Origin of the sequence: Rathayibacter sp. AY1C4, from assembly GCF_002932195.1 — a bacterium.
Classification (GTDB): Bacteria; Actinomycetota; Actinomycetes; order Actinomycetales; family Microbacteriaceae; genus Rathayibacter.
Genome location: NZ_PSWE01000019.1, coordinates 1 through 17252, shown reverse-complemented (window position 1 = coordinate 17252; position 17252 = coordinate 1). Strand labels below are relative to the sequence as shown.

Here is a 17252-nt window from a genome sequence, read left to right as displayed (position 1 = left end):
CCCGCCGTCAAGCGGGTGCGGGCCTCGGATCCGCCGTCCTATCGTCGGATCGATGGCTGACACTCGCGCGCAACGACTCCGCAGGACCGATTCGAGCGGGCGCGGCTACACCCGGGTGCGCGCGGGCTCCGGCTTCAGCTACCGCGACCCGAAGGGCGCGACCGTCGCCGACAAGGAGCTGCGCGCGCGCTTCGACCGTCTCGGCATCCCGCCGGCCTGGACGGACGTCTGGATCGCCCCGTATCCCAACGGGCACATCCAGGCCACCGGCGTCGACTCCGCCGGCCGCCGCCAGTACATCTACCATCCGACCTGGCGCGAGCAGAAGGACCGGATCAAGTTCGATCGGGCGCTGCGGCTCGCGGAGGCCCTGCCCGGGGCGCGCCGGGCCGTGACCACCGCCCTCCGCTCGGACGGACCCAGCCGCGAGCGCGCGCTGGCCACCGCCTTCCGGATGCTCGACACCGGGTCGCTCCGCGTCGGCAGCGAGAGGTACGCGAAGGAGCACGGCAGCATCGGCCTCTCGACGCTCCTGTGCGCGCACGCCACGACCCACGGGGACCGGGTCGCCCTCGCCTTCCCCGGGAAGAGCCACCAGGCGTGGACGAGCGAGATCCTCGACCACGACCTCTCGCGCGTCGTCCGTGCACTCAAGCGTCGCGGGCCGAACGCCCGCCTGCTTGCCTGGAAGGACGGGCGGGAGTGGCGGCCGATCTCGGCACCCGAGATCAACGACTACGTGCGCGAGCGCGCCGGCGACGACTTCACGGCGAAGGACTTCCGCACTCTGCACGGCACGGTCGCGGCCGCGCTGAGCCTGGCGAAGTCGGGACCGCAGGCCACGCAGCGCGCTCGGAACTCCGCGATCGCCCAGGCGATGCGCGACGCCTCGGACGTGCTCGGGAACACGCCGACGGTCGCCCGCGCCAGCTACGTCGACCCGCGGCTGCTCGACCACTTCCGCGCCGGCGAGACCATCGACGCGTCGCGCCCCGCGTCGGCCGAGACCGCCGTCCGGGCGCTGCTCTTCGAGTAGCGGGGGAGGCGCTCCGACCCGCGCTGCTGCTCGGAGCGACCGGCTCCCCAGGGCCGTCACGACGTGCTCGCGGAGGAGCCCTCCGGCGCGACACGCCCGGGTTGCAGGGGTGGGCCATCTGTGGGAGACTCTTCTAGTTCAAAATTTCCTCTCGGGCGGCGTGCTGCTCGGAGGGGGACACTGCCAGGCAGTGCCGAGACGGCATCGCGGAGGCTCGACCCGAGAGGGCGGCCACGCGGATGCGACGTCGAGGCGGCGGGTAGCAGAACGACAACAACCGACATCTCAACGGTCTCTCCGTGCGTCGTGCGTTCTGCACGCCGATCGGAGCGCCCCAGGGGTGCGGTGCTTTTGACAGAAGAACACTGGTTGCACTTTTCCGGGTCACCGGAGTTCCTTCGCGAGCGCGTCCAATGCGAGACGAGTCCGGCTCCGGCCGGGGGAGTCGCGTACGACGCAATAACAAGAGAGTGAGAGATCACACATGGCGGGACAGAAGATCCGCATCCGACTGAAGTCGTACGACCACGAGGTCATCGACACGTCGGCGCGCAAGATCGTCGACACGGTCACCCGTGCCGGTGCAACGGTGGTCGGCCCCGTGCCGCTGCCGACCGAGAAGAACGTGGTCTGCGTGATCCGTTCTCCCCACAAGTACAAGGACAGCCGCGAGCACTTCGAGATGCGCACCCACAAGCGCCTCATCGACATCATCGACCCGACGCCCAAGGCCGTCGACTCGCTCATGCGCCTCGACCTGCCGGCCGACGTCAACATCGAGATCAAGCTCTAAGGAGGAGTGCCACCATGTCTGTCACTGTTTCCCCCACGCTGAAGACCAGCAAGGGCCTCCTCGGCACCAAGCTCGGAATGACCCAGGTCTGGGACGAGAACAACAAGCTCGTGCCGGTCACCGTCATCGAGATCAGCCCCAACGTCGTGACCCAGGTCCGCACGGAGGAGAAGGACGGCTACACCGCCGTCCAGCTCGCCGCCGGTGCGATCGACCCGCGCAAGGTGAACAAGCCCGCCGCCGGTCACTTCGACGCCGCGGGCGTCACCCCCCGCCGCCACCTCACCGAGGTCCGCACCTCCGACGCCGCCGACTACTCGGCAGGCCAGGAGCTGACCGTGGACGCCGTCTTCGAGGCCGGCACCAAGGTCGACGTCGTCGGCACCAGCAAGGGCAAGGGCTTCGCCGGCGTCATGAAGCGTCACAACTTCAAGGGCGTCTCGGCTTCGCACGGTTCGCACCGCAACCACCGCAAGCCCGGCTCCATCGGCGCCTCCTCGACCCCCAGCCGTGTCTTCAAGGGCATGCGCATGGCCGGTCGCATGGGTGGCGAGCGCGTCACCGTGCTCAACCTCAAGGTGCACTCCGTCGACGCCGAGAAGGGCCTGCTGCTCGTCAAGGGCGCCGTCCCCGGTGCCCGCGGTCGCCTCGTGTTCGTTCGCAACGCCGTGAAGGGAGCGTAGTTCCATGGCTACCTCTGTCGACATCATCGACGTCAAGGGCCAGAAGGCGGGCTCGGTCGAGCTCCCCGCCGCGCTCTTCGACGTCCAGACCAACATCCCCCTCATCCACCAGGTCGTCGTGGCCCAGCTCGCCGCGGCGCGCCAGGGAACCCACAAGACGAAGAACCGCGGTGAGGTCTCCGGAGCCGGTCGCAAGCCGTTCAAGCAGAAGGGAACCGGTCGCGCTCGTCAGGGCTCGATCCGTGCCCCGCACATGACCGGTGGTGGCGTGGTCCACGGACCGACCCCCCGCAGCTACGCGCAGCGCACCCCCAAGAAGATGATCGCCGCGGCTCTGCTCGGCGCTCTCTCGGACCGCGCCCGCGGTGCCCGCATCCACGTGGTCGAGTCCCTCGCCCTCGGCGACACCCCCCGGACCAAGGACGTCCTCGTCCTGCTCGACGCCCTCTCGGTGTCGCGCAACGTCCTCGTGGTGCTCGAGCGCGACGACTACATCGCCGAGCTCTCGCTCCGCAACGTGCCGTTCGTGCACATCCTGCCGGCCGACCAGCTCAACGCGTACGACGTGCTCGTCTCCGACGACATCGTGTTCTCGAAGGGCGCGCTCGACGCGTTCATCGCGGCCAAGTCGGGCGTCGAGTCCAACAAGGAAGAGGTGAACGCATGAGCCAGTCCGCCGCGTTCAACAAGGACCCCCGCGACGTCATCATCTCCCCGGTGGTCTCGGAGAAGTCCTACGGCCTGATCGACGAGGGCAAGTACACCTTCGTGGTCGACCCGCGTTCGAACAAGACCGAGATCAAGCTCGCCATCGAGAAGATCTTCGGCGTCGAGGTCGCGTCGATCAACACGCTGAACCGCCAGGGCAAGACCCGCCGCACGAAGTTCGGCACCGGCAAGCGCAAGGACACCAAGCGCGCGATCGTCACGCTGAAGTCCGGCTCCATCGACATCTTCACGAGCGTCGGCTGAGCCGAAGAAGCGTAGAGGAAACAGACAATGGCTATTCGTAAGTACAAGCCCACGACCCCCGGTCGCCGCGGCTCCAGCGTTGCCGACTTCGCCGAGATCACCCGCTCGACGCCCGAGAAGTCGCTCCTGCGCCCGCTGTCCAAGACCGGTGGCCGCAACAACTCCGGCCGCATCACGACGCGTCACATCGGTGGTGGCCACAAGCGCCAGTACCGTCTGATCGACTTCCGTCGCAACGACAAGGACGGCGTCAACGCCAAGGTCGCTCACATCGAGTACGACCCCAACCGCACGGCGCGCATCGCGCTGCTCCACTTCGTGGACGGCACCAAGCGCTACATCCTGGCCCCGAACAAGCTCTCGCAGGGCGACGTCGTGGAGTCGGGCGCCGGCGCCGACATCAAGCCCGGCAACAACCTGCCGCTGCGCAACATCCCGACCGGTACGGTCATCCACGCCATCGAGATCAAGCCGGGAGGCGGCGCCAAGCTCGCCCGCTCGGCCGGCACCTCGGTCCGCCTCGTCGCCAAGGACGGCCCCTACGCGCAGCTCCGCCTGCCGTCGGGCGAGATCCGCAACGTCGATGCGCGCTGCCGCGCCACGATCGGCGAGGTCGGCAACGCCGAGCAGTCGAACATCAACTGGGGCAAGGCCGGCCGCATGCGCTGGAAGGGCGTCCGCCCGACCGTCCGCGGTGTCGCGATGAACCCGGTCGACCACCCGCACGGTGGTGGAGAGGGCAAGACCTCCGGTGGACGCCACCCGGTCAGCCCGTGGGGTCAGTCCGAGGGACGCACCCGTCGCCCCAACAAGGAGAGCGACAAGCTCATCGTTCGCCGCCGCACCGCCGGTAAGAAGCGCAAGTAGGAGTTGTAGAAGATGCCTCGCAGTCTCAAGAAGGGCCCCTTCGTTGACGACCACCTGCTCCGCAAGGTGTTCACGGCCAACGAAGCCGGCAACAAGAACGTCATCAAGACCTGGTCGCGCCGTTCGATGATCATCCCGGCGATGCTGGGTCACACCATCGCGGTCCACGACGGTCGCAAGCACATCCCCGTGTTCGTGACCGAGACCATGGTCGGCCACAAGCTCGGCGAGTTCGCCCCCACTCGGACCTTCCGCGGTCACGAGAAGGACGACAAGAAGGGCCGTCGCCGCTGACGCGGCGACGAGAAGGAGGAGAGAAATGGTGGAGTCGATCGCACGCGTGCGACACATCCGCGTCACCCCCCAGAAGGCTCGCCGTGTCGTGAACCTGATCCGCGGGAAGCAGGCTCAGGAGGCACTGGCCATCCTGAAGTTCGCGCCGCAGGGTGCGTCCGAGCCCGTCTACAAGCTCGTCGCCTCGGCGATGGCCAACGCTCGCGTCAAGGCCGATGCCTCGAACGAGTACCTCGACGACCAGGACCTGATCGTGTCCCGCGCCTTCGTCGATGAGGGAACCACCCTCAAGCGATTCCAGCCCCGTGCTCAGGGTCGTGCCTTCCGCATCAACAAGCGCACCAGCCACATCACCGTCGTGCTGGCCACTCCTGAGGAGGGGACCAAGTAATGGGTCAGAAAGTAAACCCCTACGGTTTCCGTCTGGGAATCACCACCGACCACGTGTCGCGCTGGTTCTCCGACAGCACCAAGAAGGGCCAGCGGTACAGCGACTACCTCGCCGAGGACGTCAAGATCCGCCGACTCCTCGCCACGCAGCTCGACCGTGCGGGCGTCGCCCGCATCGAGATCGAGCGCACCCGTGACCGCGTCCGCGTCGACATCCACACCGCCCGCCCGGGCATCGTGATCGGCCGCCGCGGCGCCGAGGCCGAGCGCATCCGCGCCGACCTCGAGAAGCTCACGGGCAAGCAGATCCAGCTGAACATCCTCGAGGTCAAGAACCCCGAGGCCGAGGCTCAGCTGGTCGCGCAGGGCATCGCCGAGCAGCTCTCCGCCCGCGTGGCCTTCCGCCGCGCGATGCGCAAGGGCCTGCAGGGTGCTCAGCGCGCCGGCGCGAAGGGCGTCCGCATCCAGGTCTCCGGCCGCCTCGGCGGCGCCGAGATGAGCCGCTCGGAGTTCTACCGCGAGGGACGCGTGCCGCTGCACACCCTCCGCGCGAACATCGACTACGGCTTCTACGAGGCGAAGACCACCTTCGGCCGCATCGGCGTGAAGGTCTGGATCTACAAGGGCGACATCACCAACAAGGAGCTCGCCCGCGAGCAGGCGAACAGCAAGTCGTCGCGCCCCGAGCGCAGCGACCGTCCGCGCCGTGCACCCCGCCAGCAGAGCGAGGCGCCCGTCGCAGCAGGAGTTGAGGCATAACCATGTTGATTCCGCGTCGAGTCAAGCACCGCAAGCAGCACCACCCGGGCCGGTCCGGCCAGGCAACCGGTGGCACCAAGGTGTCGTTCGGTGAGTTCGGCATCCAGGCCCTCACCCCCGCCTACGTGACCAACCGTCAGATCGAGTCCGCTCGTATCGCGATGACGCGTCACATCAAGCGTGGCGGAAAGGTGTGGATCAACATCTACCCCGACCGTCCGCTCACCAAGAAGCCCGCCGAGACCCGCATGGGTTCCGGTAAGGGCTCGCCGGAGTGGTGGGTCGCGAACGTCAAGCCGGGTCGCGTCCTCTTCGAGGTCGCCGGCGTCGACGAGCAGCTCGCTCGTGAGGCCATGACCCGTGCCATCCACAAGCTGCCACTCAAGGCACGCATCATCAAGCGCGAGGAGGGAGACGCGTAATGGCGATCGGATCCAAGGAGCTCGCCCCCGCCGAGCTCGACACCTACGAGGACGAGCGTCTCGTCACCGAGCTGAAGAAGGCCAAGGAGGAGCTGTTCAACCTCCGCTTCCAGTCGGCCACCGGTCAGCTGGACACCAACGGCCGCCTGCGTGCCGTCAAGCGCGACATCGCCCGCATCTACACGGTCATCCGTGAGCGCGAGCTGGGCATCCGCGCCACCCCCGCACCCGTCGAGGCCCCGGCCAAGGCGGAGAAGAAGCCCAAGACCAAGAAGGCCGCCAAGGCCGAGGTCGAGGCGACCGAGTCGAACGAGGAGGCCAAGTAATGGCAACCGTCAATGACAGCGCCGGCCACGAGTCGGCCGCCCACGACGTGAAGGAGGCGGGCGCTCGCGGATACCGCAAGACCCGTCGCGGCTACGTCACCAGCGACAAGATGGACAAGACCATCGTCGTCGAGGTCGAGGACCGGGTGAAGCACCCGCTGTACGGCAAGGTCATCCGCCGTACGTCCAAGGTCAAGGTCCACGACGAGCTGAACTCCGCCGGCATCGGCGACTCCGTCGTCATCAGCGAGACCCGTCCCCTCAGCGCCACCAAGCGCTGGCGCCTGGTCGAGATCCTCGAGAAGGCCAAGTAGGCCGCGGCCTACTTGAGTTAGCAGGAGAGACACATGCTTCAGCAAGAATCCCGAGTCAAGGTCGCCGACAACACCGGCGCCAAGATGCTCCTCACCATCCGCGTCCTCGGAGGCTCCGGCCGTCGCTACGCGGGCCTCGGTGACATCATCGTCGCCACCGTCAAGGACGCGATCCCCGGTGGCAACGTGAAGAAGGGCGACGTGGTCAAGGCCGTCATCGTCCGCACCATCAAGCAGACCCGTCGCGCCGACGGCTCGTACATCAAGTTCGACGAGAACGCCGCCGTCATCCTCAAGAACGACGGGGACCCCCGTGGCACCCGCATCTTCGGACCGGTCGGTCGCGAGCTCCGCGACAAGAAGTTCATGAAGATCGTCTCGCTGGCACCGGAGGTTATCTAGTCATGGCCAAGATCAAGAAGGGTGACCTCGTCCAGGTCATCTCGGGCGCTACCCAGGCCCGCGGTGGAGACCGCGGCAAGCAGGGCAAGGTCCTCGAGGTGCTGGTCGAGCGCAACCGCGTCGTCGTCGAGGGCGTGAACTTCGTCAAGAAGCACGTCCGCGTCGGCCAGACGCAGCGCGGCTCGAAGGAGGGCGGCATCGAGACCGTCGAGGCCTCGATCCACATCTCCAACGTCGCGCTCGTCGACCCGAAGACCAAGAAGCCGACCCGGGTCGGCCACCGCAACGTGGCCGTCACCAAGGACGGCGTGACCAAGACCGTTCGCGTGCGCTACGCGAAGGCGTCGGGTGAGGAACTGTAATGACTGACACCACCGCAGTGGCTGCGAAGGTTCAGCCGCGGCTCAAGGCCAAGTACCAGGCCGACATCATCCCCGCTCTCAAGGAGCAGTTCGGCTTCGGCAACGTCCATCAGGTCCCCGGCCTGGTCAAGGTCGTCGTCAACACCGGTGTCGGTGAGGCCGCCCGCGACGGCAAGATCATCGACGGCGCGGTCAAGGACCTCACCGCCATCACCGGTCAGAAGCCGCAGGTCACCAAGGCCCGCAAGTCCATCGCGCAGTTCAAGCTGCGCGAGGGTCAGGCCATCGGCGCTCACGTCACCCTCCGGGGCGACCGCGCCTGGGAGTTCCTGGACCGCCTGCTCTCGGTGGCGCTGCCCCGCATCCGCGACTTCCGCGGGCTGTCGGACCGCCAGTTCGACGGCAACGGCAACTACACCTTCGGCATCACGGAGCAGTCGATCTTCCACGAGATCGACCAGGACCGCATCGACCGCGTCCGCGGCTTCGACGTGACCGTCGTGACCACCGCCAAGACCGACGACGAGGGTCGCGCGCTTCTCAAGCAGCTCGGCTTCCCGTTCAAGTCGTCGGACAACGCGTAAGCAGCAAGCCTCGAGGCCGGGGGACGGTGAGAACCGCCCTCCGGCCTCGTCGTGCGTCCGCCGCCGGACCGGTCCGTCCGGAGCCGGCGGCGGGCGCCACGCGGGATCCCCGGATCCCGTGCACGATCAGCCCTCGACCGCAGGACCTCCGCCATGTAGCATGGCTCGTTGGCCTGCGTTCGCGCGGCCGCATGGGCGTCGACGTCGTCGGCGCCGTCCCACACCACAGGTCGTCACTCTTGTAAAGGGTGCCGAAACCAGGCGAGAAAGGCACCATCAGCCATGACCATGACTGATCCGGTCGCAGATCTGCTGACCAGAATCCGTAACGCGAACTCCGCGCACCACGACTCCATCACCCTCCCGGGCTCGAAGCTCAAGGCGAACATCGCCGAGATCCTCAAGACCGAGGGCTACATCGCCGACTGGAAGGTCGAGGAGGCGCGCGTCGGCACGACGCTCTCCATCTCCCTCAAGTACGGCCCGAACCGCGAGCGCTCGATCGCCGGCATCAAGCGGGTCTCGAAGCCCGGACTCCGCGTGTACGCGAAGTCGGCCGAGATCCCCACCGTGCTCGGCGGCCTCGGCGTCGCCATCCTGTCCACCTCGAGCGGTCTCCTGACCGACCGCCAGGCCGAGAAGAAGGGCGTGGGTGGGGAAGTCCTCGCCTACGTGTGGTAACCCCTCATGTCGCGTATTGGAAGACTCCCCATCGAGATCCCGGCGGGCGTCGACGTCTCCGTCGCCGGATCCGCTGTAACCGTCAAGGGCCCCAAGGGCGAGCTGACCGTCTCGGTCGCCAGCCCCATCCAGGTGTCCGTCGAGAACGGCCAGGTGCTGGTCTCGCGTCCCGATGACGAGCGCGAGTCGCGCTCGCTCCACGGCCTCACCCGCACGCTCATCGCGAACGACATCATCGGTGTCACGCAGGGCTACTCCAAGGGCCTCGAGGTCGTCGGAACCGGTTACCGCGTGCTGGCGAAGGGCTCGGACATCGAGTTCGCGCTCGGCTTCTCGCACCCGGTCGTCGTCACCCCGCCCGCGGGCATCTCGTTCACGGTCGAGGGCAACAACAAGCTCACCGTGCACGGCATCTCGAAGCAGGCCGTCGGTGAGGTGGCCGCCAACATTCGTAAGATCCGCAAGCCCGAGCCCTACAAGGGCAAGGGCGTGCGCTACGCCGGCGAGGTCGTTCGCCGCAAGGCCGGAAAGAGCGGTAAGTGATCATGGGACTCGGAACCAGAGGAAAGAGCAAGTCCGCTGCGCGCGGTCGTCGTCACGACCGTCTGCGCAAGAAGGTCGTCGGATCCGCCGAGCGCCCCCGCCTCGTCGTCAACCGCTCGGCCCGCCACGTCTTCGTGCAGGTCGTCGACGACGCTCAGGGCCGCACCCTCGCGTCGGCGTCGACCCTCGAGGCCGACCTGCGCGTGTTCGACGGCGACAAGACCGCCAAGGCCCGCAAGGTCGGCGAGCTCGTCGCCGAGCGCGCCAAGAACGCCGGTGTCGAGGCGGTCGTCTTCGACCGCGGAGGCAACAAGTACGCCGGTCGCGTCGCCGCGATCGCCGATGGAGCACGAGAGGCAGGGCTCAACCTGTGAGCGCCGCAGAGAACAAGGAACCCGAGGTCGCCGCTGTGTCGGAGGCCCCCGTCGAGACCGCTGCGTCCACGCAGCCGCAGCAGGAGGCTCGTGAGCCCCGCCGCGGCGGCCGCGACCGCAACCAGGGTGGCCGCGACCGCGGTGGCCGTGACGCCGAGAAGAGCCAGTTCCTCGAGCGCGTCGTGACCATCAACCGCGTGTCGAAGGTCGTCAAGGGCGGCCGTCGCTTCAGCTTCACCGCGCTCGTGGTCGTCGGAGACGGCAACGGACTGGTGGGCGTCGGCTACGGCAAGGCCCGCGAGGTCCCGACCGCCATCTCCAAGGGCGTCGAGGAGGCGAAGAAGAACTTCTTCCGCGTCCCCCGCGTCGCCTCGACCATCCCGCACCCTGTCCAGGGTGAGGCCGCCGCCGGTGTGGTGCTCCTGCGCCCCGCCGCCGCGGGTACCGGTGTCATCGCCGGCGGTCCCGTCCGCGCCGTCCTCGAGTGCGCCGGCATCCACGACGTCCTGAGCAAGTCGCTCGGCTCGTCGAACACCATCAACATCGTCCACGCGACCGTCGAGGCTCTGAAGCAGCTCGAGGAGCCGCGCGCCGTCGCCGCTCGTCGTGGTCTCGACTTCGACCAGGTCGCGCCGGCACGTCTCGTCCGTGCCGAGGCCGACGCCCTCGCCGCCGCGTCCAACGCGAAGGCAGGTGCCTGATGGCCCAGCTCAAGGTGACCCAGATCAAGTCGAAGGTCAGCGAGAAGCAGTACCAGCGCGACACGCTGCGCTCGCTCGGCCTCAGGAAGATCGGTCAGAGCGTCGTCCGCGAGGACAACGCCCAGAACCGCGGATACGTGAAGACCGTCGCCCACCTGGTGAAGGTCGAGGAGATTGACTAATGGCTGAGACGAAGAAGGCCGCCGCCGCGGAGTCCACGACTCCCGCGCAGGCGACCACCACGAAGGGCGCGGCGGCGCCGGCGACCAAGGAGCACGTGCTCAAGGTCCACCACCTCCGCCCCGCTGCCGGAGCCAAGAAGGCCAAGACCCGCGTGGGTCGCGGTGAGGGCTCCAAGGGAAAGACCGCCGGTCGCGGCACCAAGGGCACCAAGGCCCGCTACCAGGTGCGCGTCGGCTTCGAGGGTGGGCAGATGCCGCTGCACATGCGCACCCCGAAGCTCCGCGGCTTCAAGAACCCGTTCCGGGTCGAGTACCAGGTCGTGAACCTGTCCGCTCTCGCGGAGCTCTACCCCCAGGGCGGCGACGTCACCATCGGCGACCTGGTCGCCAAGGGTGCTGTCCGCAAGAACGAGAAGGTCAAAGTCCTCGGGGACGGCGACATTGCGGTTAAGCTGAACGTCGCGGTCGACAAGGTCTCCAGCTCTGCCGAGCAGAAGATCGTCGCTGCGGGCGGATCCATCAAGTAGCACCAGCAGCTTGTCGGTCGAGCTTGCCACGCCGACTCCCTCCGGGAGCGCGTGGCAAGCTCGACCTGTATCCCGCACCACAGAATTGAGCAGGAGACCTTAGGTAGTGTTTGGCGCCGTTGCGCGGATCTTCCGCACCCCCGACCTCCGCCGCAAGATCGGCTTCACCCTCGCGATCGTGGCGATCTTCCGGCTGGGATCCTTCATCCCTGCTCCGTTCGTCGACTTCAGCGCCGTGCAGGCCTGTCTCGCCGGCAACCAGGGCACCTCGGGTCTCTACGAGCTCGTGAACCTCTTCAGCGGTGGAGCACTGCTCCAGCTGTCGATCTTCGCGCTCGGGATCATGCCGTACATCACGGCGTCGATCATCGTGCAGCTGCTGCGCGTGGTCATCCCTCACTTCGAGACCCTGTACAAGGAGGGGCAGTCCGGTCAGGGCAAGCTCACCCAGTACACGCGGTACCTCACCATCGCGCTCGGCGTCCTCCAGTCGACGACGCTGATCACCGTCGCCCGCTCGGGCGCCCTCTTCGGCAACTCCGGCGTCCCGGAGTGCTCGGCGCTCATCATCACCGACGAGTGGTACTCCATCCTCCTCATGGTCATCACCATGACCGCGGGCACCGGGATCATCATGTGGATGGGCGAGCTCATCACCGAGCGCGGCATCGGCAACGGCATGTCGCTGCTGATCTTCACCTCGATCGCCGCCCAGTTCCCCACCTCCCTGTGGTCGATCGCGCAGTCGCGCGGCTTCGAGACCTTCCTCCTCGTCCTCGGCGTGGGCCTCGTGCTCGTGGTCGCCGTGGTCTTCGTGGAGCAGTCGCAGCGGCGGATCCCCGTGCAGTACGCCAAGCGGATGGTCGGCCGCCGCACCTACGGCGGCAACAACACCTACATCCCGATCAAGGTCAACATGGCCGGCGTCGTGCCCGTCATCTTCGCCTCGTCGCTGCTGTACCTGCCCGCGCTCATCGCGCAGTTCAACCAGCCCGCCGCTGGCCAGGAGGCCCCGGTCTGGGTCACCTGGATCACGAACTACCTCACCAAGGGCGATCACCCGCTCTACATGGCGCTGTACTTCCTCCTGATCGTTGGCTTCACCTACTTCTACGTCGCGATCACCTTCAACCCGGACGAGGTCGCCGACAACATGAAGCGCTACGGCGGCTTCATCCCCGGCATCCGCGCCGGCCGCCCGACCGCCGAGTACCTCAACTACGTGCTCACCCGGGTGACGCTGCCCGGATCGGTCTACCTCGGCCTCATCGCGCTCGTGCCCCTCGTGGCCCTCGCGCTGGTCGGTGCGAACCAGAACTTCCCCTTCGGCGGCACGTCCATCCTGATCATCGTCGGAGTCGGCCTGGAGACGGTGAAGCAGATCGACTCCCAGCTGCAGCAGCGCCACTACGAAGGACTCCTCCGATGACGTCGCACCCGATCGGCTTCCGTCTCCTGCTGATCGGCCCTCCCGGCGCAGGCAAGGGGACCCAGGCCGCTCGGCTGAGCGACATCCTCCGGGTGCCCGCCATCTCGACCGGGGACATCTTCCGCGCGAACGTCGCCAACGAGACCGAGCTCGGTCTCCAGGCGAAGGCCTACCTCGACAACGGGCGCTACGTGCCGGACGAGCTGACCAACGCGATCGTGCACGACCGCCTCCAGGAGGCGGACGCGTCGACCGGGTTCCTGCTCGACGGCTACCCGCGCACCACGGAGCAGGTCGACGAGCTCGACCGCATCCTCGCCGCGGACGACAACCGGCTCGACGCGGTCGTCCAGCTGACGGCCGATCCCGACGAGGTCGTCGGCCGCCTGCTCAAGCGCTCGCTCGAGCAGGGGCGCAGCGACGACACCGAGGACGTCATCCGGCGCCGACTCGCGCTCTACGAGGAGCAGACCGCTCCGCTCATCGACGTCTACGCGGCCCGCGGGCTCGTGGTCGTGGTCGACGGCCTCGGGCCGGTCGACGAGGTGACCGAGCGGATCGTCGTCGCCCTCGAGGGCCACCGCGTGGGCCGCCTCGACACCCCGGCCGCCTGAGCCGTGGCGTTCCGCTCCTCGCTCTACAAGACGCCCGCGCAGCTGCGGTCGATGCTCGCTCCGGGCCTCGCCACGGCCGCCTCGCTCGACGCGGTCCGCGCGGCGGTCCGCCCGGGCGTCACCACGCTCGAGCTCGACGCGATCGCCGAGGCGGCGATCGTCGCGCTCGGCGGCCACTCGAACTTCCAGCTCGTCCCGGGCTACCGGCACACGATCTGCGCCTCGGTCAACGACGAGGTGGTCCACGGCATCCCCGGCGGGCGCGTGCTCGAGCCGGGCGACCTGGTCTCCATCGACAGCGGCGCCGAGATCGACGGCTGGAACGGCGACTCCGCGATGACGGTGGTCCTGCCCGATCCCTCCCGCCCGGAGGAGGTCGCGGCACGCGCCGAGCTCTCGCGGGTGACCGAGGGATCCCTGTGGCGGGGGATCGCCGCCCTCGCCTCCGCCCGCCATCTCAACGAGGTCGGCGCGGCGATCGAGGAGTACATCGAGGACGAGGCCGAGCGCTCGGGCCGCGTCTACGGCATCCTCACCGACTACATCGGCCACGGCATCGGGCGCACCATGCACGAGGCTCCGCCGGTCTTCAACTACCGGGTGCGCCAGCGCGGCCCCGAGGTGAAGCCGGGACTCGTCGTCGCGATCGAGCCGATGGTCACCGCGGGCAGCGCCGAGACCTTCGTCCGCGAGGACGAGTGGACGGTCGCGACCGAGGACAGCAGCATGGCCGCCCACTGGGAGCACTCCGTCGCCGTGCACCACGACGGCATCTGGGTCACCACGCTCGCCGACGGCGGCGCGGCCGGCCTCGCCCCCTACGGGATCGTGCCGACGCCCTTCGCCTAGAGGCCCCAACGCGGAGCTCCTCCGATCCGATGCGGAGGAGGCTCCTCGTGGCCTCTCGCGCCCGGCGGGGGTCCGTCGGGCGCCCACGAAGCGCGGGAGCGGGAGGACGACAGCGCCCTCCGGCTCCACCCGGAGTGCGGGTGTCGGCTAGCTGTCGATCACCCGCACCAGCTCCTCGATGAAGCCGCCGAAGTCCGAGGAGCGCCGGATGAGGCGCTGCACCTCCGCCCGGTCGGCGAACACCTCGACGAACTGGTCGAACACCGACTGGAAGGTGCTGCGGCCGGCCGAGGCGAACGCGATCATCGCGATCACGTTCACCCGCTGCTCGCCCCACTCCATCGCGGTGTCGTTCACGACGATCGCGATGGAGGTGCGGCGGGCGCTCATCGCCATCGCGTGCGGGACCGCGAGGTTGTCGGTGAACGCCGTGGAGCTCATCCGCTCGCGCTCGATGGCGCCGTCGACGTAGTCCTCGTCGATGATGCCGCCGGCGATCATCCGCTCGCCCAGCATCCGGATCATCGCCGCCTCGTCGCGCGCGTGCACGTTGCGGAAGAACAGCTCCTCGTCGAAGAACTGCAGCAGCTCGTCCTTGATCTGCGCGCGGCGGCGGTGCCGGCGGACGCGGGCGATGGCCCGGCGCACCGTCTCGACGTCGTGGTCGGTGAGGAACGGCTGCACGACCACGACGTCATCGGACGCGGGGCGCTCGTCGATCGTGGTGATCACAAGGTCGGCGGTGAGCCGGTCCCAGTCGACGTCGCTCCGCGTGATCAGCGAGCGCACCTCCACCTCGGTGCCGAGCGAGCGCTCGACGCGCAGGCGCAGCATGTGAGCGAGGTCGTAGTAGTTGGGGCAGACGATCACGCAGGACAGACGCTCCTCCCGCCGGGACACCCGCTCGAGGAACGAGCCGACGTGGAGGGCGATGTAGGCGATCTCGTCCTCGTTGACCACGACGCCCCGCCGGCGCTGCAGCCCGCTCGCCAGGAACACGGCGATCTCGTAGGTCATCGGGTAGCTGGTCTTGATCGAGCGGGTGAGCGGGTTGCGAGAGTAGCCGCCCTCGGCGGCCCGGGCGATCAGGTTCCGCACGTGCAGGGCGAGGCGGACGATGAAGCCCTCGTCGTCGAGGTCGACCAGGTACTCGCGGTTGACGTCGGCGACGAGCTCGCGGACGACGGCGAGGTCCTCCGGGTCGAGGTAGTTCTCGACCACGGCGGCGACCGGCTCGTTCTGCCCGGGCGTCGCCACCCGCGTCGTCATCAGGATCGCGAGCTGGGCGAGCTCGGCGTCGGTCAGGCGCGTCGCGAAGTGCCGCTCCACCAGCTCCGCCAGCAGGGCCGCGAGCTCGCCGTGGATCGCGGGGGAGGGGCGGGAGCCGGAGGGGTCCCCGATGCCCCGGGCGACGCGGTCGACGGCGATCGCGATGTGGAGGAGGACGCTGTTCACGCCGTAGTCGTTGATGTAGTAGCCGCGGGTCTCGAGCTCGGCCAGCAGCTCGGTCTTGAAGGCGCCGAGGCCGGGGGAGGCGAACTCGCGCTGGACGTCGTCGAGCGTGAAGACGCCCTGCGCGCTCTCGTCGCGGAACATCCGCGAGATCAGGCGGCGGCGGGCCTCCTCGCTGCCCTCGAGGCGCACCGACGGGCCGCGCCGGACCAGCCCGAGGCCGGCCTCGTCGGCGAGGGCCTTCACCCGGCGCAGATCGGCGTCGACGGTCGACTCGCTCACCGACAGCGCGTCGGCGAGGGCGAAGACGTCCAGGCCCTCGTCGGAGTCGACCAGGCGGCGGACGATGCTGTACAGCCGGTCACGCGGTGTGTCGGGCTCGACGTCGCGGCTGCGCTGCGCCTCCAGGTAGGCCGCGTACGCCTCGCGCGCGAGCCGGTAGCCGTTCGCGGAGGACTCGACCGGCTCCAGCGGGGCGGCCTGCGCCTTCACCGCGGTGACGTAGCTCCGGACGCTGCGGGTGGTGACTCCGAGCCTGTCGGCGAGCTCGTGCGCCGTCACCCAGCCGTCGGCGCGGGAGAGGTACTCCAGCAGTCGTTCGCGGTTGTCAGGCATCAGGCTCCAGGCGTGCGGTCGGGGCGGGCGCCGGGAGCGCCACGACCCTGCCGCGGGCCCGCAGGACGCGGGCGGCGAGTCGTACGTCCCGTCAGTCAATCACCCCGGCGACGCGCCCGGGAGCCCCCGCGCCGCGGGCGGAAGGGGCCGTCTTCCGCCCCCGCGGAAGATTGTCTGCTGGAGGGTGCCGCCCCTCCGAGGGGATGCTTGGATGAATCACGACCCGGACGCGAGGAGGCGAACGAGGTGCGGAAGATCCTGATCGTCTGCGGTGCAGGCGCGTCGAGCACGTTCCTGGCCCACCGGCTGCGAGCGGGCGCGAAGGAGCGCGGCATGGATGCCGTGTTCCGCTCCGAGACCCTCACCGGTCTCGACCACTCCCTCCCCGAGGCCGACGTCCTCCTCGTGGGGCCGCACCTCGAGTCGCAGTTCGACGGACTCCGCCACCGTGCGGAGCTCGTGGGAGCCGCGGCCGCCCTCCTCCCGCCCGATGTCTTCGGAGCGCACGGTGCCGATGCCGTGCTCGAGACCCTGCCCGTCCTCTTCGCCGCTCGCGCGGTCGTCGCAGGCGCGGACGGGGACTCCTCCACCCGCCCGGTCCGTCCGGGCGAGCCCGACTCCGGGCACCACTGATGCAGTCGCGACTGCAGGATCAAGGAGAAACGTTCATGGTCGAGCGCACCGTGCAGGTTGCATCGTCGAAGGGCCTCCACGCCCGCCCCGCCTCGCTCTTCAGCCAGGCCGCGGCGAAGTCGGGTCAGAAGGTCCTCGTCGCCAAGGGCGACGCGACCCCGGTCAACGCCGCGTCGATCCTCGGGATCATCTCGCTCGGCATCGAGCACGGCGACGAGCTCACCGTCAGCGTCGAGGGCGACAACGAGCAGGCCGTGCTCGAGGAGCTCGCGACCTTCCTCACCACCGACCACGACGCGTGACGCGGAGCGTCACGCAAGGCGGCCGGCCCCGGCGCCCACGGCGCCGGTAGCCGCGGCAGCCCCTGGAGCGTGACGTCGACTCTCACTGGGTCGCACCAAGCGCCTGCGGGACCCGGCCCCGCCCTCTGCCGGCCCCACGCCGCCGC

At 68.7% G+C, this 17252-nt stretch carries 27 protein-coding genes; 26 read left to right on the top strand and 1 reads right to left on the bottom strand.

Annotated features, from left to right (window positions below):
• The first annotated feature begins 52 nt into the window (after nucleotides 1–52).
• The 24 genes from C5C99_RS10890 (at nucleotide 53) to map (ending at nucleotide 14104) form a co-directional block, all read left to right on the top strand.
• On the top strand, nucleotides 53–1036 hold the full coding sequence (locus tag C5C99_RS10890; RefSeq protein ID WP_104340067.1) for a DNA topoisomerase IB: 984 nt from the start codon (nucleotides 53–55) through the stop codon (nucleotides 1034–1036).
• A 484-nt stretch (nucleotides 1037–1520) separates the two neighbouring features.
• Nucleotides 1521–1829 carry a 30S ribosomal protein S10 gene (gene rpsJ, locus C5C99_RS10885; protein WP_005050520.1) on the top strand — a complete coding sequence of 103 codons (309 nt, stop codon included), beginning with the start codon at nucleotides 1521–1523 and terminating at the stop codon, nucleotides 1827–1829.
• 14 nt (nucleotides 1830–1843) lie between these two features.
• Complete coding sequence (gene rplC / locus C5C99_RS10880; RefSeq protein ID WP_104224566.1) at nucleotides 1844–2512, top strand: 50S ribosomal protein L3; 669 nt, start codon at nucleotides 1844–1846, stop codon at nucleotides 2510–2512.
• A gap of 4 nt (nucleotides 2513–2516) precedes the next feature.
• Entirely contained in the window at nucleotides 2517–3179 is a 663-nt protein-coding gene (gene rplD / locus C5C99_RS10875; protein WP_104224565.1) for a 50S ribosomal protein L4, read from the top strand.
• Nucleotides 3176–3484 carry a 50S ribosomal protein L23 gene (rplW, locus tag C5C99_RS10870; RefSeq protein WP_068209445.1) on the top strand — a complete coding sequence of 103 codons (309 nt, stop codon included), beginning with the start codon at nucleotides 3176–3178 and terminating at the stop codon, nucleotides 3482–3484. Before rplD ends, rplW begins: the two co-directional genes overlap by 4 nt.
• 27 nt (nucleotides 3485–3511) lie before the next feature.
• A complete protein-coding gene (gene rplB, locus C5C99_RS10865) occupies nucleotides 3512–4351 on the top strand; it encodes a 50S ribosomal protein L2 (protein ID WP_068251462.1) in 840 nt (279 codons plus the stop codon).
• Nucleotides 4352–4363: 12 nt separating this feature from the next.
• Nucleotides 4364–4645, top strand: coding sequence for a 30S ribosomal protein S19 (gene rpsS / locus C5C99_RS10860; protein WP_055787078.1), 282 nt, complete (start codon nucleotides 4364–4366; stop codon nucleotides 4643–4645).
• A 25-nt stretch (nucleotides 4646–4670) separates the two neighbouring features.
• A complete protein-coding gene (rplV, locus tag C5C99_RS10855; RefSeq protein ID WP_077221988.1) occupies nucleotides 4671–5036 on the top strand; it encodes a 50S ribosomal protein L22 in 366 nt (121 codons plus the stop codon).
• A complete protein-coding gene (gene rpsC, locus C5C99_RS10850) occupies nucleotides 5036–5794 on the top strand; it encodes a 30S ribosomal protein S3 (protein ID WP_068209439.1) in 759 nt (252 codons plus the stop codon). The genes rplV and rpsC overlap by 1 nt, the downstream gene beginning before the upstream one ends.
• 2 nt (nucleotides 5795–5796) lie before the next feature.
• Nucleotides 5797–6216: a 50S ribosomal protein L16 gene (rplP, locus tag C5C99_RS10845; protein WP_068209436.1), complete on the top strand. Its 420-nt coding sequence runs from the start codon at nucleotides 5797–5799 to the stop codon at nucleotides 6214–6216.
• Nucleotides 6216–6542: a 50S ribosomal protein L29 gene (gene rpmC / locus C5C99_RS10840; RefSeq protein WP_104224564.1), complete on the top strand. Its 327-nt coding sequence runs from the start codon at nucleotides 6216–6218 to the stop codon at nucleotides 6540–6542. The genes rplP and rpmC overlap by 1 nt, the downstream gene beginning before the upstream one ends.
• The gene (rpsQ, locus tag C5C99_RS10835) at nucleotides 6542–6856 is read left to right on the top strand and encodes a 30S ribosomal protein S17 (protein WP_104224563.1); all 315 of its coding nucleotides are present in this window, start codon (nucleotides 6542–6544) and stop codon (nucleotides 6854–6856) included. Before rpmC ends, rpsQ begins: the two co-directional genes overlap by 1 nt.
• Before the next feature lie 33 nt (nucleotides 6857–6889).
• Nucleotides 6890–7258 (top strand): 50S ribosomal protein L14, encoded by a 369-nt coding sequence (rplN, locus tag C5C99_RS10830; RefSeq protein WP_104224562.1) that lies wholly within the window; start codon nucleotides 6890–6892, stop codon nucleotides 7256–7258.
• 2 nt (nucleotides 7259–7260) lie between these two features.
• Complete coding sequence (gene rplX, locus C5C99_RS10825; RefSeq protein ID WP_104224561.1) at nucleotides 7261–7620, top strand: 50S ribosomal protein L24; 360 nt, start codon at nucleotides 7261–7263, stop codon at nucleotides 7618–7620.
• Nucleotides 7620–8204, top strand: a complete 585-nt coding sequence (gene rplE, locus C5C99_RS10820) for a 50S ribosomal protein L5 (protein WP_068209425.1) — start codon at nucleotides 7620–7622, stop codon at nucleotides 8202–8204. The genes rplX and rplE overlap by 1 nt, the downstream gene beginning before the upstream one ends.
• 282 nt (nucleotides 8205–8486) lie before the next feature.
• Entirely contained in the window at nucleotides 8487–8885 is a 399-nt protein-coding gene (gene rpsH / locus C5C99_RS10815) for a 30S ribosomal protein S8 (protein ID WP_068209423.1), read from the top strand.
• Between the two features lie 6 nt (nucleotides 8886–8891).
• Nucleotides 8892–9428: a 50S ribosomal protein L6 gene (gene rplF, locus C5C99_RS10810; RefSeq protein ID WP_104224560.1), complete on the top strand. Its 537-nt coding sequence runs from the start codon at nucleotides 8892–8894 to the stop codon at nucleotides 9426–9428.
• Between the two features lie 2 nt (nucleotides 9429–9430).
• Complete coding sequence (rplR, locus tag C5C99_RS10805) at nucleotides 9431–9802, top strand: 50S ribosomal protein L18 (RefSeq protein ID WP_056037296.1); 372 nt, start codon at nucleotides 9431–9433, stop codon at nucleotides 9800–9802.
• Nucleotides 9799–10503 carry a 30S ribosomal protein S5 gene (gene rpsE, locus C5C99_RS10800; RefSeq protein ID WP_104224559.1) on the top strand — a complete coding sequence of 235 codons (705 nt, stop codon included), beginning with the start codon at nucleotides 9799–9801 and terminating at the stop codon, nucleotides 10501–10503. The genes rplR and rpsE overlap by 4 nt, the downstream gene beginning before the upstream one ends.
• On the top strand, nucleotides 10503–10685 hold the full coding sequence (rpmD, locus tag C5C99_RS10795) for a 50S ribosomal protein L30 (RefSeq protein WP_181024623.1): 183 nt from the start codon (nucleotides 10503–10505) through the stop codon (nucleotides 10683–10685). Before rpsE ends, rpmD begins: the two co-directional genes overlap by 1 nt.
• Nucleotides 10685–11212 (top strand): 50S ribosomal protein L15, encoded by a 528-nt coding sequence (gene rplO / locus C5C99_RS10790; RefSeq protein WP_104226755.1) that lies wholly within the window; start codon nucleotides 10685–10687, stop codon nucleotides 11210–11212. The genes rpmD and rplO overlap by 1 nt, the downstream gene beginning before the upstream one ends.
• Nucleotides 11213–11318: 106 nt before the next feature.
• The gene (gene secY, locus C5C99_RS10785) at nucleotides 11319–12641 is read left to right on the top strand and encodes a preprotein translocase subunit SecY (protein WP_104224557.1); all 1323 of its coding nucleotides are present in this window, start codon (nucleotides 11319–11321) and stop codon (nucleotides 12639–12641) included.
• On the top strand, nucleotides 12638–13255 hold the full coding sequence (locus C5C99_RS10780) for an adenylate kinase (RefSeq protein WP_181028829.1): 618 nt from the start codon (nucleotides 12638–12640) through the stop codon (nucleotides 13253–13255). The genes secY and C5C99_RS10780 overlap by 4 nt, the downstream gene beginning before the upstream one ends.
• Before the next feature lie 3 nt (nucleotides 13256–13258).
• Complete coding sequence (gene map, locus C5C99_RS10775) at nucleotides 13259–14104, top strand: type I methionyl aminopeptidase (protein ID WP_104226753.1); 846 nt, start codon at nucleotides 13259–13261, stop codon at nucleotides 14102–14104.
• Between the two features lie 147 nt (nucleotides 14105–14251).
• On the opposite strand, the gene C5C99_RS10770 is transcribed toward map, so the two are convergent.
• Nucleotides 14252–16171: a BglG family transcription antiterminator gene (locus C5C99_RS10770; protein ID WP_104340066.1), complete on the bottom strand. Its 1920-nt coding sequence runs from the start codon at nucleotides 16169–16171 to the stop codon at nucleotides 14252–14254.
• 207 nt (nucleotides 16172–16378) lie between these two features.
• Here C5C99_RS10770 and C5C99_RS10765 point away from each other — a divergent pair, with 207 nt between their 5' ends.
• Nucleotides 16379–16804, top strand: coding sequence for a PTS sugar transporter subunit IIB (locus tag C5C99_RS10765; RefSeq protein WP_181065531.1), 426 nt, complete (start codon nucleotides 16379–16381; stop codon nucleotides 16802–16804).
• 35 nt (nucleotides 16805–16839) lie between these two features.
• Nucleotides 16840–17106: an HPr family phosphocarrier protein gene (locus tag C5C99_RS10760; RefSeq protein WP_104224553.1), complete on the top strand. Its 267-nt coding sequence runs from the start codon at nucleotides 16840–16842 to the stop codon at nucleotides 17104–17106.
• The last annotated feature ends 146 nt before the right edge of the window (nucleotides 17107–17252 follow it).